This window comes from Paenibacillus sp. N3/727 (assembly GCF_022637315.1).
GTDB classification, from domain to species: domain Bacteria; phylum Bacillota; class Bacilli; order Paenibacillales; family Paenibacillaceae; genus Paenibacillus_AQ; species Paenibacillus_AQ uliginis.
Genome location: NZ_CP093336.1, coordinates 953,129 through 968,958, shown reverse-complemented (window position 1 = coordinate 968,958; position 15,830 = coordinate 953,129). Strand labels below are relative to the sequence as shown.

General features: G+C 47.6%; 14 protein-coding genes. 2 read left to right on the top strand and 12 right to left on the bottom strand.

What is annotated here, in order from left to right; translation table 11 throughout:
• Positions 1 to 70: 70 nt before the first annotated feature.
• The 7 genes from MNQ98_RS04340 to bcp all read right to left on the bottom strand — a co-directional run bounded on the left by MNQ98_RS04340 (position 71) and on the right by bcp (position 8,905).
• Complete coding sequence (locus MNQ98_RS04340) at positions 71 to 2,371, bottom strand: transglutaminase TgpA family protein (protein ID WP_241932078.1); 2,301 nt, start codon at positions 2,369 to 2,371, stop codon at positions 71 to 73.
• Positions 2,343 to 3,647 carry a DUF58 domain-containing protein gene (locus tag MNQ98_RS04335; RefSeq protein WP_241932077.1) on the bottom strand — a complete coding sequence of 435 codons (1,305 nt, stop codon included), beginning with the start codon at positions 3,645 to 3,647 and terminating at the stop codon, positions 2,343 to 2,345. Before MNQ98_RS04335 ends, MNQ98_RS04340 begins: the two co-directional genes overlap by 29 nt.
• Complete coding sequence (locus MNQ98_RS04330; RefSeq protein ID WP_241933845.1) at positions 3,644 to 4,645, bottom strand: AAA family ATPase; 1,002 nt, start codon at positions 4,643 to 4,645, stop codon at positions 3,644 to 3,646. The genes MNQ98_RS04335 and MNQ98_RS04330 overlap by 4 nt, the downstream gene beginning before the upstream one ends.
• A gap of 330 nt (positions 4,646 to 4,975) precedes the next feature.
• The gene (locus MNQ98_RS04325; protein WP_241932076.1) at positions 4,976 to 6,154 is read right to left on the bottom strand and encodes an NAD(P)/FAD-dependent oxidoreductase; all 1,179 of its coding nucleotides are present in this window, start codon (positions 6,152 to 6,154) and stop codon (positions 4,976 to 4,978) included.
• 34 nt (positions 6,155 to 6,188) lie between these two features.
• Entirely contained in the window at positions 6,189 to 6,656 is a 468-nt protein-coding gene (locus tag MNQ98_RS04320; RefSeq protein WP_241932075.1) for a DUF1641 domain-containing protein, read from the bottom strand.
• Positions 6,657 to 6,929: 273 nt separating this feature from the next.
• On the bottom strand, positions 6,930 to 8,243 hold the full coding sequence (locus MNQ98_RS04315) for a polysaccharide deacetylase family protein (RefSeq protein ID WP_241932074.1): 1,314 nt from the start codon (positions 8,241 to 8,243) through the stop codon (positions 6,930 to 6,932).
• Between the two features lie 191 nt (positions 8,244 to 8,434).
• Positions 8,435 to 8,905, bottom strand: coding sequence for a thioredoxin-dependent thiol peroxidase (gene bcp, locus MNQ98_RS04310; protein WP_241932073.1), 471 nt, complete (start codon positions 8,903 to 8,905; stop codon positions 8,435 to 8,437).
• 147 nt (positions 8,906 to 9,052) lie between these two features.
• On the opposite strand from bcp, the gene MNQ98_RS04305 reads away from it, so the two are divergent.
• Positions 9,053 to 10,102, top strand: a complete 1,050-nt coding sequence (locus MNQ98_RS04305; protein WP_241932072.1) for an LCP family protein — start codon at positions 9,053 to 9,055, stop codon at positions 10,100 to 10,102.
• A gap of 90 nt (positions 10,103 to 10,192) precedes the next feature.
• Entirely contained in the window at positions 10,193 to 11,509 is a 1,317-nt protein-coding gene (locus MNQ98_RS04300) for a glutamate-1-semialdehyde 2,1-aminomutase (protein ID WP_241932071.1), read from the top strand.
• A 95-nt stretch (positions 11,510 to 11,604) separates the two neighbouring features.
• Here MNQ98_RS04300 and MNQ98_RS04295 read toward each other — a convergent pair whose 3' ends face one another.
• From MNQ98_RS04295 to MNQ98_RS04275, 5 genes are all read right to left on the bottom strand, one after another.
• The gene (locus tag MNQ98_RS04295) at positions 11,605 to 12,873 is read right to left on the bottom strand and encodes a stalk domain-containing protein (RefSeq protein WP_241932070.1); all 1,269 of its coding nucleotides are present in this window, start codon (positions 12,871 to 12,873) and stop codon (positions 11,605 to 11,607) included.
• A 122-nt stretch (positions 12,874 to 12,995) separates the two neighbouring features.
• A complete protein-coding gene (locus MNQ98_RS04290; RefSeq protein ID WP_208915807.1) occupies positions 12,996 to 13,265 on the bottom strand; it encodes a hypothetical protein in 270 nt (89 codons plus the stop codon).
• A gap of 75 nt (positions 13,266 to 13,340) precedes the next feature.
• Complete coding sequence (locus MNQ98_RS04285) at positions 13,341 to 14,210, bottom strand: inositol monophosphatase family protein (RefSeq protein WP_481856722.1); 870 nt, start codon at positions 14,208 to 14,210, stop codon at positions 13,341 to 13,343.
• Between the two features lie 253 nt (positions 14,211 to 14,463).
• Entirely contained in the window at positions 14,464 to 15,465 is a 1,002-nt protein-coding gene (gene uvsE, locus MNQ98_RS04280) for a UV DNA damage repair endonuclease UvsE (protein ID WP_241932068.1), read from the bottom strand.
• Positions 15,462 to 15,779 carry a hypothetical protein gene (locus MNQ98_RS04275; protein WP_208915810.1) on the bottom strand — a complete coding sequence of 106 codons (318 nt, stop codon included), beginning with the start codon at positions 15,777 to 15,779 and terminating at the stop codon, positions 15,462 to 15,464. The genes uvsE and MNQ98_RS04275 overlap by 4 nt, the downstream gene beginning before the upstream one ends.
• Positions 15,780 to 15,830: the final 51 nt, after the last annotated feature.

Here is a 15,830-nt window from a genome sequence, read left to right as displayed (position 1 = left end):
CTCCCTTGATTATTGAGATTAATTATACGCAACCCCAATTCATACCGTCAAGAAAGGGGAGGTGTAGATTTCATACCAGTTTTTTGGCAATCGTACGGCATTGGCGTAAATAGAGTCTCTTTTCGGTTCGGGAAAGCGGTTCTTCCTTATACGCGGCTCTTTCCCAAAGGCTTGCAAACAACTGAATTTCCGAACGCAGATCTTCATTATCGATGTTTAAGGATTGTATGTATTTTCTAATCGTAATACCGGTTTCAATAGCCCCATACTTCTTCTCAAGCTTCTTCCATAGCTTAGCCGATACCGCGGTCAATTTATCCCGTTCTGTAACAGGTACAGCAGACGAACGCACAACAGAGAACACCGCTCTCCTTCGCACCAGCGCTAATACGGCAACAATCAGGATCGGTAATAGTACCAATACAAAAATAACGGCTGTCATAAGCTGTGCATCTGTAATCCATGCCTGAACAGAATTCGCTATCATTTGTATCATTTCAGTAAGCCGCCAAGGCGTATTCGAAGGTACTCCCGAAGATGTCTCTTGTGGGGAAACAGCATCAAGCCCGGCGTTGAACCCTGGCGTAGGATCAATAGCAGCCCACCCCTCTCCGGGAAAATAAACTTCAACCCAGGCGTGAGCCTCTTCCTGAGTAACCCGATACGAATCTGTTGTACCGTTCATTTTCTCACCAGGAGCAAATCCCATGACATAACGGGCAGGGATACCCTGGGTCCGCAAAAGAACCACCATCGCCGTTGCAAAATGTGTGCAATAGCCTTCCTTAGCATCAAACAAAAAATGGTCAGTGAAGTCCCGTCCAGCCGGAGGGACTTTCGTTTTCAGCGTATAGGTATACTCTTGTTCTAAATAGGATTCGACAGCCATTGCCATTTCATACCTGCCGGTGATCCCTGCCGTAATATCTTTTCCCAGATCACGCACCCGCTGCGGCAATGAATCTGGAAGCTGCAAATAGGTTTTTGCAATCGGTTCAGGATCGGGTTGGTCAGAACGGAGTTGAAGCTTCTCACGGGGGGCCTGCAACCTTGTCTCTAACGTGTAACTGGAAATACCGGGGCTTGCTTTTTGGAACCTAAGACTACCGGACTCAGAATCAGCCATGATCCCGGACTTCAGCTTCTTCCCGTCATTTCCTTGAACTCCAATAATTCTCGTAATTAGTCCCCCTGAAAAGAGAGGAAGACCCGCAGAAGGTGGAGCTGCCAAAGTAATTTTCTGAACGATTTCATTGGTTGGAGTAACCGTCTGCTGCGGCAGCATGCCGCTTAAATCCTCAGCTATTTCAACACTGGCTCCCGCCATATCTCCAGCAATCCATCGTCTTCCGTCATAATACTGAAGTGCCTCACCTCTCCAGTATGTAGGCACAGGCGTTTCCCCCGTGAAGAAAAGATCCCGGCTTAGCGTCAGCGGTCCTCCCATCTCTCGTGCCAATGAATCGTATCCGGTCAGGCTTACACTTTCGGCCGGCGCATCTTTGCCAGACAACCTTAAGGACCAATCCTGGAGCTTATCAGTTATAACGGCAATCGTAAGGCCGGAGCCAGTTCGTGCAGGCACAAAATCTCCTCCTGCGCGTATCAGGCTTGTAAGAGCAGCTGTCAGGAGAATTACACATAAACTCCAGCGCAAGATGACCGCCATTAGACGTTTCGGTTTAACTCCGAGAACTTCAAAGCCCGTCTTCGCACTCTCTTCACTCTTCAGCCTAAGAAATAACATTAGTCCTTGCGCGGTTAGAATGAAGCAGGTTGCCCTGAACATATCATCATACACAGGCTGCTCAAGACCCGCTTCCAACGCAGCCAAATAGACAATGGTTGCCCCCCCGAACAACCACACCGTCCTGCGATATAAAGCCAGCATGTATACCGCGGACACCATAATCCCCCAACCGAGAAGCAGTACGAGTACTCTCGTCTCCTCACTAAGTTCACTGAACTGCCATGTACCTAAACTTAAAACCGTGTTCGTATCTTGAGGAAGGACGTCTTGCACATATCCGAGAAACCATGTGAATGGATCGTTAGAGTCAAACAGCCGCCCCCATAATAGCAGGACGATACAAGCATTTAACGGCAGCCACACCCACTCCCGTATTGTAAAAAGCCCCTGCAGCAGCAAAAAAGCGGCCAGTATGAACAGTGTCTCCAGCATAAGACCATCATCGCCACCCAGTCCCTGTAGGGGAAGGAGCCATCCCGTAAGCAATCCGAATATCGGCAAGCTAATGAACAGCCTCATGGATAACGGTCCTGGTGAAGGGCGGATTACCATGCGTAATCCTGTGAGTGCTCTGTTTGATGAATTACCCGGGTTAACGAGTAAGCTGCTGATATTTTCCACCCCCGTCACCCCCTCCCCCGCTGGTTGTGATTTCGTATAACTTTTCACCGGATATGTACAACAATCGTCCACCAGCACGGAAATACGGGTCTTCCGATACTTCTCCCATATGTCCCGGCTGTAGCATCCCTCCGTGGGCGTACTGATCCAGCGCCAGTTCAGGAGTAGGCTTTATATTCGTTTCCGGAATTGGACTAGTGCAATAGATGCTCACTTTTCTTCCCGAAGACAGTATTTGAATGGCCGATTTCATCAAAGCCGGATTTATCGCTCCCGTTACAACGTGGAGTTCGGTTGTGTGGTCCTCATCAGCTGCAGCTCTCTCCAAAATGTCAACAGCCGTGCCATTGCCGGGTTGAGACGGGACGGAAGCCAGCGGGATCAGCATATCATAGTCCTCACCCCGCGTTCTTTCAGGCCGAACGGATGATCGGCCCATTCCTCCGATCCACAGGGACGGTGTTCCAAGAGTCACGGCCGAAGAGTACAGCAACCCTGCTGAAGCTGCAATAGCATCTTCAAAAGATGCATCGATCTTTGACCCCACAGAATTCGGGTATCCGTCTTGTGATGTGATCAAAATAATACATCTGTCAATATTCCGCCCCGGTTGAGGAAGAAAAGTCTGCAACTTACCGAGACGGGCGGAGTTTTTCCAATGAATTCGATTTAAGGAATCACCCGGTATATAATCTCTTAACCCGTGTCCCGGAAGAGCGAATTGTGAAGGACGATGTACGCTATCAACTTCTTCATCCGATCCGTGGGAAAGGTCAAGCATACCTCGCATGCTCAGCGGTCGTGGCAGAACGATCAGTCCTGCAGGGCTTACAACCGTTCTGACTGAGCGAAACCATCCAAACAGATCTCCCCATTCGATAGATGAATCAATAGACGGCCAGTTTCCTCTCGTCAAGTTTCTGAGTGAATAGGAATAGCTAACAGAACGTCGAAACCCTGGAAACCACAGCTTGCGGACGGTAAACTCTCCGATCCGGTCTGTTAGCAGGATCCATGGCAGCGGCATCCAGGATTTGAATTGAATGGTGACTGTGATCTCCGCTTCCTCTCCAGCGTACAGACAGGTAGGCGTTATGTCTCGCTGAACAGCGATGTTCGAAGGGCCGAACCCTTGTAGAAGCGCTCCGTTAAGAAGTATTGCTGAGCACAGCCACCAAAGAAACTGCAATGACGGGCCGCCTAGCCAAACGTACAGTCCCCAGCTTGCTAGCCATATACACAGCGCCCTCCCCCACTCAAGTCTACGACTGTTCACATCCGGCCTCCCTTTCGACTGCGCTGCCGCGGAAGCTCAAACAACTTGATAAGCGTCTCTATCGTTTCCAGCTGCCCCAATCCCGTTGCACGTGCATCATGGGTCAAGTGAATCCGGTGGGCTAACACAGGACCCGCTACCCGCAGACAATCATCCGGAATAACGTACATACGCCCTTCCATAAAAGCGGCCGCCTGGGACGCCCGCATCCAAGCCAAAGTTCCCCGCGGGCTGATTCCAAGCCGCACACCCTTTTGCCTTCGTGAAGCATCGGCCACTGCAACCAAATATTTTTTAATGCTCTCATCGACAAAAACCCGAGCCACCATTCGTTGCATAGACACCATTTCAGAGCCTGCCATTATCGGCTTAACACTTTCTATAGGACTCCGATTGTATCCTCGTTCAAGCATTAACATCTCGTTTTCAATTCCTGGATAACCAAGAGACAAGCGCATTAAAAATCGATCCATTTGCGCTTCCGGCAAACGGCTCGTTCCTTCAAACTCATACGGGTTCTGTGTTGCTAGTAGGAAAAATGGTGAAGGAAGTGGATAGCTCCTGCCATCCACCGTAACCTTACCTTCTTCCATAGCTTCGAGAAGTGCCGATTGAGCACGTGGTGAAGCACGATTAATCTCATCCGCCAATACGATGTTTGACAGCACCGGACCGGGCCGAAATTCAAACTCACCGATGTGAGGATAATAAACCGAAATCCCTGTAATATCCCCCGGCATCAAATCATATGTAAATTGAATTCGTCCAAAATCACAACCGAGACAAGCAGCAACAGAACGCACAAGCATGGTCTTTCCTACTCCGGGCACATCTTCCAACAGCACATGCCCTCCCGCCAGCATGGCTATGAACGTCAATCGAATCTGCTCTTCATGACCGACAATAACACCGCCAACCCGTTTGATTACTCTTTCCAACAGTTCAGGAGCCCACTCCGGATATGGAGTCTCTTCCTGATAAATAGATGAACTGAACAATGGCTTCAAACCTCCGCTTCCCGTTCATTTCCTCTCCTGCTCATTACCGCAGAGAGGTTAGGAGAAACTATTCTATGAATAGGTTTTCCAAGAAAGCGGAAAGATAGACTCCCCGGCGGTTTAATTCTCTTTATATCACGTGATTTTAGTCAACCAACCGAAAAAAACAGCCTAACGGCTGCTGTATTAACTCTATGTATATATAAGAAAGTGGTAGTTTTTGTCGCGAGATAAGGATGCAGTTTACTCCGTAGTTTTACTTTCTGATCTCAAAAAAACGAGCCTCGACTGAGGCTCGTTTGATTTATATCTTGATTACTGCCAATCGGCTTAGTAAGCCAGTGTGAACAGACCTTTGATGTGGGACAAGTAACGAAGGTTACTAGCTTCCTTCATCATGGTTGCAGGCAGACCTTTAAGCTGAGTTTTGTTGGCACCGATCGTACCGATCCCGTCCTTGCGACCCAAGCTTCCCAGTGTACCAGAGAACACAGGGATGAACGAAGCAAAAGCTCCGCCTTTGGCATAAGCGTACATGTTGTAACCAGCAAGTTCGCCCATCTGCCAAGCAAGCTGTGCAGTCGGAGGATAAGGACGTCCTTCTGGACCCATAACTACCGCACTGTCACCAGCTAGGAACACATCCGGATGGGATGTGGACTGAAGGAACTCGTTAACTACGGCACGACCGCGGTTCACTTCAATACCGCAGTTCGCAACCACGGAATTTCCTTGTACGCCGCCTGTCCATACGAGTGTGCTCGTTTCGAGTGTGCTTCCGTCTTTCAGTTCAACCGTTGTACCATCCATTTTCGTGATCGGAAGACCTGTCAGGAATGTTACACCGCGGTTTTGAAGACTTGTCGTTGCACGGTCAACCAGCTCGGCTGGGAAGCCTGGCAGGATCGAAGGTGCAGCCTCAACGCAGTACAGATTGATTTCTTCAGGAGAGATGCCGTATTTACGGGCAAGCTCAGTCTTCATGTCAGCATACTCACCAACAAGCTCAACACCAGTCAAGCCGCCACCGCCAACAACGATAGTAGCGTCAGCTTTGTTTTTCGTTTTGCTGTATTCTGCAATACGGCTTTCCACATGCGCACGCAGGCGGTTAGCGTCATTAACAGATTTGAGGATAAAGCTGTTTTCTTGAAGTCCTGGTATGCCAAAAAATGCGGTTTCACTGCCCAGAGCAACTACCAGCATGTCGTAAGTAAATTTGCTTCCGTCTTCCAGTGACACAGAACGCTCATCCGGTTTGATTTCCTTTACCGTACTGATGCGAAGATCGACGTTAGCATCACGGAGCAATTTATCCAGTGGGAGGGCAACGGCCTTCTCCGAGATGTTACCTGCAGCCAGACGATGCAGTTCTGTAATGATCTGGTGGGTCGGGAAACGGTTAACCAATGTAATTTTAGCGTCATTCACGCCGAAATGCTCACGGGCAGAAAGTGCGCTTAGCAGTCCGCCATAGCCTCCGCCCAAGATTAATATGTGTTTAGACATGACCATCCTCCGTTCTTCAAATAATTATTGAGAATTAACGCTTTTTCTGTTGGTCGCGTTCGTTCATAACGTCCATAAAAGCCTGTGCATAGCGCAGACCTTTTTGAACTTGAGGATCTTTCAGCATCTTCATCAGACCGAATACGCTGATTGCTCCCTGATCATTCTGATTGTGCACACGGTCTCCAGCTTCGATCGCTGCGGAAGTTACACACTTCAGCGAATCTGTTACAGGCTTCGTAAAGCCAGTCAGCGAGGCCATAGTATCTTCTGCAAGTACTGGATCGGTGGCTACCGATTTACCGAAATCATATGCTTTCGTGAAGAACGTAAGCATTTCAGTAAGCTTCGGAAGATTGTCCACGAGAGTAGTCAGCGATTCCTGAACTTCCGGCTTCATCAATTGGTCGAACACATCGAGGCGGTCCGTCATCGGAGCTCCTAGATTTTCAGCAACGGTCTCCGAAGCTTCGGATTGTTGCGGACGGGATGTTTCTGTCATTAGAATTGCCTCCTTTACTTTAAATGAGTTCCCAAGAAGAACTTGGCGGCGATTTGAACCGATTAGTTGTAATTTTAGGATAACCGGTAGCTATTATGCATCACTGTCAAAAGTGAGAACTTCCGTTATTCTCTATCGCCAAAATAAAGTAGGGGGAACAATTCCCCCTCCCTTATTAAAACACGTCCGTTGGGATTGTGATAAATATCTCTAACATCTATTAGTCTATAACTTGTGTAACATAATTACAAACATAAAATGCAACTATTTTGTCTATAAAGTTACAATTCTGTATACGTCACCGCCTGAAACGACATCCTTTACAGGATGACCGGATATTTCTAAAACATCCCGGATCGGGACCCAAACCGTATGACCGATAAATTTAACTTCTGATACAGCCGTTTTTCCGCGAGTTCCGCTGAGCGTCACTGTTCCCTTGATAGGGTCGGCCTCCCAACGAGCATCTGTCAAGGATACTTGAACCGTCCTACTCTCTGCTTTCCAAAATACACCTCCCCCGAGCCGCTCAACAGCCGACCTCAGAGGAACCATAAATTTCCCGTTCTCCATACGATATTCTCCGGGAGCAAATTCAGTCGCAAGTCCGCCCATGTCCACAGCCAGCGTTCTACCCTCTTTAAACAATGCCGCATTAAGTGCCACATTCTCCGCAATCCATCGGCTTCCCGGCTGTTCTTGTTTCGTCTTTACGTTGCTATGAAGCTTGAACTGGACAGGCTCCATCTCCGGCGTCAGGACATCAAAGTTATAACCCTTCTCTTTATAGAAGGCGATGATACCGGGGAGCGCCTTCACCGTTTCCTCATGCCCTGCCCCATCATGCAGCAGTACAATCGCCTCATTGCCGCTTACAGGGGTTGTTGCTCCTTTTAAAATCTCATCTGCAGGTACTCCTCTGCGTTTAGAATCACCGCTGTCCACATTCCAATCAAATACCTGGTATCCTCCCTGCTTCAGCAGTCGGAAGTAGGTTTCGTCAAACTTGCCTGCCGTCCCGCCCGGAGCTCTTACAAGCTGCGGCCTGACTCCGGTAATGAGCCTTATAGTCTCTTCGGTTTGTTTGATCTGTCTCCAAAACTCTTGAAACTTCTCATAGAGTTTATTGTATTCGTGATTATATGTATGATTGCCGATAGCGTGGCCCTCTTCATATATTCTTGTAATTAACTCCGGACGAACAGTAGCCTGCTCTCCAAGCACAAAAAACGTAGCTTTTATTCCCGATTTTTTTAATATATTCAGCACCTCTCCAGTGAGTCCGGAAGGACCGTCATCAAAGGTAAGGTACACTGTTTTAGCAGATTGTTTCTTCTCTTTAACAGTAGCTGCAGGAGCTAATACCGGCTTCGTCGATACGGTGGCAGCACCACTATATACTGTTGTTTCGGGGATGTTATGTATTTCTTCTATAAGAGGCGCCGCTTCTGCCACATCCTCAGTCAATGATATGTTTACCAAAGAATGTCCTGGCTGAAGGGAGGTCATGAGACCGGTTAAAATAAGAACTGCTGCCAGAACGAATAACATCGCGATTCGAGAGATGATTACAACGTTTCTATACATATAAACTACCTCCACCATTTCTATGAGTTCGGTTTGGCTTTCTGATAGATTATATGGAGAGCTATTCAAAAAAAGACTAGAATCTTTAATAAAGAGTTTGGTTCACAGCGGCGATGACCTTTCCCTACATAAAAAAGCGGTCCCCATGGCATGTACAGGCATGATGCGGGACCGCTTCTTATATGATTAGATTATGACTGTACAGCTTGAAGCACCTCTTCGACATGACCGGCAACCTTTACTTTGCGCCATTCCTTTACAAGCCTGCCTCTTTCATCGATTAGAAAGGTGGAGCGGACAATGCCCTCAAATTCACGTCCATACATCTTTTTTAGCTGCCATACGCCGAACAAAAGACTGACCGTGTGATCTTCATCGGATAGTATCAGAAAAGGAAGGTCATACTTTTGAATAAACTTATGATGCGATTTAAGTGGATCCGGGCTTATGCCAAGAACAACAGCCCCCGCCCGCTCAAGCTCTCCGTAGTTATCCCGGAAGCTGCATGCTTCGTTGGTACATGCGGGTGTCATGTTTTTCGGATAAAAATATAAAACGACCTTCTTCCCCCGGAAATCACTTAGAGAAACGTGCTCTCCGTTCGAAGCCGGGAGGGTGAAGTCTGGAATTTCACTGCCGATCTGCACTTGAATTTGGGTCATTTTGCAAGTTCATCTCCTTGTAGGACTGGTTTTTTTTACCCATTAAATTGATTGTCTTTTCAAAAAAAATTATAATAGATTGAATGCGGATTGTTCAAATGTAATACCAAATTATTCATTCCAGCATAATCCGAAAGGAAGAACTCAATGAACAAAAGAACAAAAAAGACAATTATATGGACCGTAAGCATTATTATTGCCGGTATTCTAGGCTATGGAACTTATTATGTTTCATCCATCTACAGCGGTCTTGAAGGTCTGCAAAAAAAAGGGGAAGCCTCTCCTTTCCGGGAGCTTGAAAAGGTCGATGCTAATACACCAGAGCCTCCAAAATGGGAAGGTACAGAACCTGTTAACATTTTACTCATGGGTGTGGATGCCCGCGGTTTTGAAGAAGGCGAGATTCCGCGTTCGGACAGTATGCTCGTTGTTTCTATCGATCCAGTTCAAGAGAAAATGCATTTGTTCTCTGTCCTTAGAGATACTTATACAGACATTCCTGGGTACAGACAGAACCGCATTAATACCGCCATCACCCATGGTCCCAACACGGCTATGAAGGCTGTCGGAGATCTGCTCGGCATTCCTATTCAATATTATGTGTACACGGACTTCCGGGGCTTTATGAAGCTGGTGGATTCCGTCGACGGTGTAGATTTTTATGTGGAAAAAGACATGAAGTATTCCAGTAAGGCTGACAAGAACGAGTTCGACATCGATTTGAAGAAAGGCATGCAGCATCTTGATGGCAATAAAGCGCTGCAGTATGCGCGTTTCCGTTATGACAAGATGGGAGATTTCACCCGTACGGAACGTCAGCGCGAACTGATCAAAGCTGTAGGCAAAAAGATGCAGTCCACCACGTCCATCATGAAGATGCCGGAGATTCTGAACGCGGTCAGTCCTTATATTGACACCAATATGGACGTCAATGATATGTGGAAACTTGCTAATGTAGCATATCAGAGTAAAATGAAAGGCAGCGAACAGGTTCCTCCAATGAAACTGTTGGTTGAAGCCAATATCGGCGGTGCTGAGGTTCTAACCGTGAAAAATCCGGATACACTGAAACAGTATGTCCAAGATGTGTTGAATTCTCCAGTGTCTGAATCCGAAACAAACAACAGTGATTCAGAATCGGGTAAACAGGATAAAGAAACCACGAATAATGTCGGTTCAATCCCGGATTCCAACTGACCTTCGCAACGTAACTAACATCTTATAACAAGATCAGGACAGGCCGCGAATCGCAGCCTGTCCTGATTCATGAAGAAAGGAACTCTAAAAATGTCCAAATCTAGAAAACGTTCGGAAGCATTGTACCAAGAAGCGCTTCAACATATCGTTGGTGGCGTCAACAGCCCCTCCCGTTCTTTCAAAGCAGTGGGCGGCGGCGCACCTGTGTTTATGAAACGGGCCAAAGGCGCCCACTTTTGGGATGAAGACGGTAATCAATACATTGACTATTTGGCTGCTTACGGCCCGATCATTACCGGACATGCCCATCCACATGTAACTAAAGCGATTACGACAGCGGCCGAGAACGGTGTTCTCTATGGCACACCAACAGAGCTAGAAATTACGCTGGCCAACATGTTGAAAGAAGCCATCCCTTCCCTCGACAAGGTCCGGTTCGTTAATTCCGGCACTGAAGCCGTAATGACTACAATACGTGTTGCGCGTGCATATACGAAGCGAAACAAAATCATTAAGTTTGCCGGCTGCTACCACGGCCATTCCGATCTCGTATTAGTTGCCGCAGGTTCCGGTCCTTCCACGCTCGGCATCCCGGACAGCGCCGGTATCCCGACAAGCATTGCCCACGAGGTTATCACCGTTCCGTTCAATAACCTGGACGGTCTGCGCGAAGCGCTTGATAAGTGGGGCGAAGATGTCGCTGCCGTCATGGTTGAGCCGATCGTCGGCAATTTCGGCATGGTTATGCCGGAACCTGGGTTCCTTGAAGGACTCTGTCAGATGGCCCATGATAACGGATCACTTGTCATTTACGATGAAGTCATTACCGCTTTCCGTTTCCATTATGGTTCTGCTCAAACGTATGCAGGACTAGATAACCACGAAGCGATTCAGCCGGACTTGACTGCTCTGGGCAAAATTATCGGAGGCGGCCTGCCCATCGGTGCTTACGGCGGCCGCAAACATATCATGGAGCAAGTTGCTCCGCTTGGTCCGGCCTATCAAGCCGGAACCATGGCAGGCAATCCTGCTTCCATCTCTGCTGGTATCGCCTGTTTGGAAGTGCTGAAAGGCGAAGGTATATATGAAGAGATGGAACGCTTGACCATCAAGCTTACTGAGGGATTGAAGGCATCTGCTGATCGAAATGGCATCCCGCTCACGATTAACCGGATCCGCGGCTCCTTCTCGGCACATTTCTGCGACCACCCTGTAACCAATTATGACGAAGCACAGGATACAGACGGTGAAGCATTTGCAGCCTTCTTCCGCCACATGCTTGACCGCGGTATCAACCTGGCACCATCGAAGTATGAGGCATGGTTCCTGACCACCGCACATACCGAAGCAGACATTGACGCTACTCTCGCAGCTGCAGAAGAATCGTTTAAGGCGATGAAGCAATAGAATATATGACTTAAAAAAGAGCTGTCCCAGGTTGTTAACCTTAGGTACAGCTCTTTTTTTACTTAGATGGCCCATTGTACTAAAGAAAATGTTTATTACGGATTAATAAAGACAGTTCTAAGCTTTGGATTATACTGAACGTCAAAGCCAAGCCCCGAAGCCAATACGGCCAGAGGAACGTACGTCTTCTGCTCTTTGCCTACCTTGTGTAAAAAGGCTGGTGTATCGATGCTCACAGGAGTTCCATTCACCTTGACAGACTTTGATCCAATCTTGATCACGACTTCTTTGTCACCGTAGGTGATGGTCGCACTGGAAGTTTTGTTGCTCCACTTGCTCTCTGCTCCGATAGCATTTACGATATCTTGAATAGCTACGAAATTTTGATTTTTGACCATCACCGGTTTGTAAGGCGTCTTGATCTCCTTACCGCTGACGATAATCCCCATCGGCTGCTCTGCTTCATATACAACAGGTTTGGTATAACCGCCCCAGATTGTTTCCGAGAAAACACGTGCCATGACTTCATAACCGTACTGATTCGGATGAATATCTTCCTTCAAAATATGAGTCATCGTCATTTCAGACCCGACAAACTCCTTAGCCACATGCGCCACTTTAACGGTTATACCGTTCTTGTTAAAAGATTCTGTCATTCCATCAATCAGTTTGGTAAACTGTTCTGCAGCTTCCAGCAGCTTCGGATAAACAACTTTATCCGCTATTTTCGGAATCGGCTGATACTGATCCGCCAATACGATCACTGCATCAGGGTTAATGCTGTGTAGATTATTTACCGCGGCAGTTACATTGTCAGAATACACCTTCAGCACCTGCTCAACACGGGTCTTAAGCTCCTCCGTGCTTAACGTGTCTGCTGTCATTACCAGTTCCAGCATATCATTGCCGCCTATAGTCACTGTAATGACATCCGCACCGGCTATCAGCGTTTTGGCCTGAGCAGCTTCTGAGCCGATAATAGCAGCACGGGGATCCTTCAATTCGCTCTGGATATCATTTGCTGAAATCGCGCGTTCATCAAAAATGGCTTGAACATATTGATGAAGCCCATCTGTCTTAAGGCCGTTTATACCAAGATTAACGACTTCCGTGCGGCTATGGTACAATCCCTGCTCCAGCAGTCGATCTACGAAACCGTAAGGCTTCCAGTTAATGTCCATCCCCGGTTCATAACCTACCGTAAGCGAGTCTCCTAAAGAAACGATGCGGTATGTATTATCGTTTTTCGTTAACTGCTGCTCCTGAGCAGACGCTGGCGCTACCGCCCATGGTCCCAATAACAGCACAGCCATCAGCATGATGATGGTGACTGGAGCCAAACCCTTTTTCCAAACTTGCAGCATTATTACACCCCTTTGGCTAAAATATCCAACATGTCTATTTTACCATATCCATTTCACAATGCCGAAAATAGAAATTAATAAAGCAGTCCCCTGAAGGGAACTGCTTTTTCGGTGATTATCGTCTATGTGCTGCTACCGGAATCTGACGAACCGTCATTATTACCGCCTGCCCGCTCCATGTATTTGTCATACCGGTCATCCATCTCCTTGGCGATGCTACGGTACTTACGGGTTTCCTCTACAATCGGATCCAGCGTCGTTTGAACACGAACCTCATACTTTGGTGGAATGAGGCGACGGCCCTCCTCCTCCTTGTTCTTCGATTCCATTTCACCATCCGTCAACAGTTCACTGAGCTGCCGCTCCAAATCCTGATCCCGCTTATCATTCATCACAGACACTCCTTTATCTGTTGTGGTAGAGGGTACAAATCACAAATCTTCTCTTTTACTTCTTTACGTCTTGATCTAGTCTTTCCTGAATCCTGTCGCTTCTGCCTCGGATAACGTATCCAGCAAGCCTTCATGTATAGCTCCGTTTGTGGCTACAACGTTACGGACAGCTAGATCGTAAGGCCGGCCTTCGGTATCAGTTACCTTTCCGCCCGATTCCTGGATGAGCAGAGCACCAGCAGCGACATCCCAAGCATTCAATCCGAGTTCCCAGTAACCGCTCAGACGGCCTGCGGCAACATACGCCATATGAAGAGCAGCAGATCCGCCTCCACGCACATTACGAACCTTCGGAAGAAGCGCCTGAAGTCCAGCCATGTTTTGCGGTAAATTAAATGATGTATCCATCGGGAAGCCGGTAGCGAGCAGGCTTTGGGATAACGACGATTCCTTGGAGACCAGGGTAGGATTCCCGTGGACATATGCCCCTTTCCCTTTTTCTGCAATAAACAACTCGTCACGTGACGGATCGTATACAACACCAACGATAACTTCGCCTTTGTGAGCCAGTGCAATCGATACCGAATAAAAAGGAAATCCATGAACATAATTAGTTGTCCCATCAATCGGATCAACAATCCACAAATAAGGTTCTTCTTTCGCAGCTTCCAGTGCTTTCATGGAAGCCTCTGCTCCCGGTTCAACACCCTCTTCACCCAAAATGGCATGTTCCGGAAAATGGGTCAAAATCAGCTTGCGGATCATCTGCTCCGCACCTTTGTCCACCTCGGTTACCAAATCTTGAGCAGAGGTTTTAGTGCTGAGCTGTTTTACGGTTCCAATCCTGCTCTTGATCCATTCCCCTGCTTTTGCAGCACAGTTGATCGCAACGGCAGTATAACTTTTGCTGGTTACCACATAAGGTACCTTTTCTTTTTTATTCAATGCATTCACTCTACTTTCTATATGAATCTTAATTAAGAGATTTATATTATCCTATTCATCTTATACGTGAGAAGTAAGGGCATGTTTCTCCAATAATGCCTTTGTTTCAAATTGTGCTTCAATTCAATAAAAGTCCGTTCCGTGCTGCGCTTTTCAGAGCCTGCCAAGAACGAACCTTCACCAATCCTCTATATTTCAAACGTTACCGTAATTCCATCTCCGATGCAAGTCGGGCAGATTGGGTCCTGAAGCCTTAGGTAGTGATTTCAACAGAGGCACCGTTCACCACTCTAACCCCGTCGTTCTCATAGCGCGATAGATCCTTCATTAACCCGAACAAGGCGCCGTCTTTCAGTTTTGCTTCGATCATCACATCAAGATGCTGCGTAACTCCAGCGATTTTTCTCAAAAAAGACAGCAGCGGCACAACATCCACACCATCTGCGTGACTTCGGATATCGGTAGGACTTTTCGGGCTGGACACATGAATCTTCGGAGGCAAAGGGTGATCCGGTTCAGAACCAGCTTGTGCCAAAGGCGTGTCCCATGTAGGGAGAATTTCGGGCCACAGCTCCCAAGGAGCTTCCCCCTCATTGTTCACCCACTGGTGGTGAATATCGAGCACCATCGGCAGTCCCAATTTCCGACATACATCGAGCGTCTCCAGAGCATTAAACGTCTTGTCGTCATTTTCCAGCGTAAGACGTTCCTTAATATTCTGATCCAATAGCTGAAAATGCTCTTCAAACCTTGCGGCCGCAGAAGGCTTGTCCCCATACGCGCCACCGATATGAATATTGTTCTTCATAGATGCGCTTAGCCCCATCGCCATCAGCATGTTCGTATGATGTCTCAAATCTCGTATGGAATTATCGAGCACCTCCGGCCGGGGCGTGCTTAGCACGGTAAAATGATCCGGGTGGAAAGAAACCCTCATACCGTGCTGCTTCACAAACTGGCCAACTTCGGCAAATCCTTCTTTAAGTGCAGGATATGGGTCCCAATCGCTAAGATCTCTGTGTGTACCGAGAGGAATGAATTTAGATGTCATACGGTAGACTTGAATATCATGAGCGAGATTATGTTTTAGCAGACGCAGCGTATTGTGCAGATTCTCGGCAGCCAGACGCTCCAGTTTCCGGATCGCCGCCTCACGGTCATCCAGCTTTATGAAACTCTTCATCGTCATCGTCTTGGAGGGCGAACAATTCTGAACGACCGTGGACATGGCCACATATCCGAACCTTACAATCATGCCTGATTTCCGAAAAACATTTCGTAAGCCAGATCCGTCTGCACTTTAGACTCCTCGTCGGTCAGTTTGCGTACAAGCTGCAGCTCGACAGAAGTCACTTCACGGCCCTGAAAGTTGATCTCTGCCACACTGGCCGTGATCAATACAATCGCAACCGCTTTGTTGTCAGGGGTATAGGCAATCACCTTTTGTCCTGCTGGAAAAACACGAAGCCCTTCCTTCAGCATTTTTCCCCGTCCGTATTCCAGAAGCTCGTAAAGCTCCTGCTCATTCTTAAACTTACAAACGGAGTTGAACTCGGTTTGAAATCCCATTCGCCAGCCTCCCTTTCCGATATAAAAGATTAGAATCAAGGGGAGCCGTGA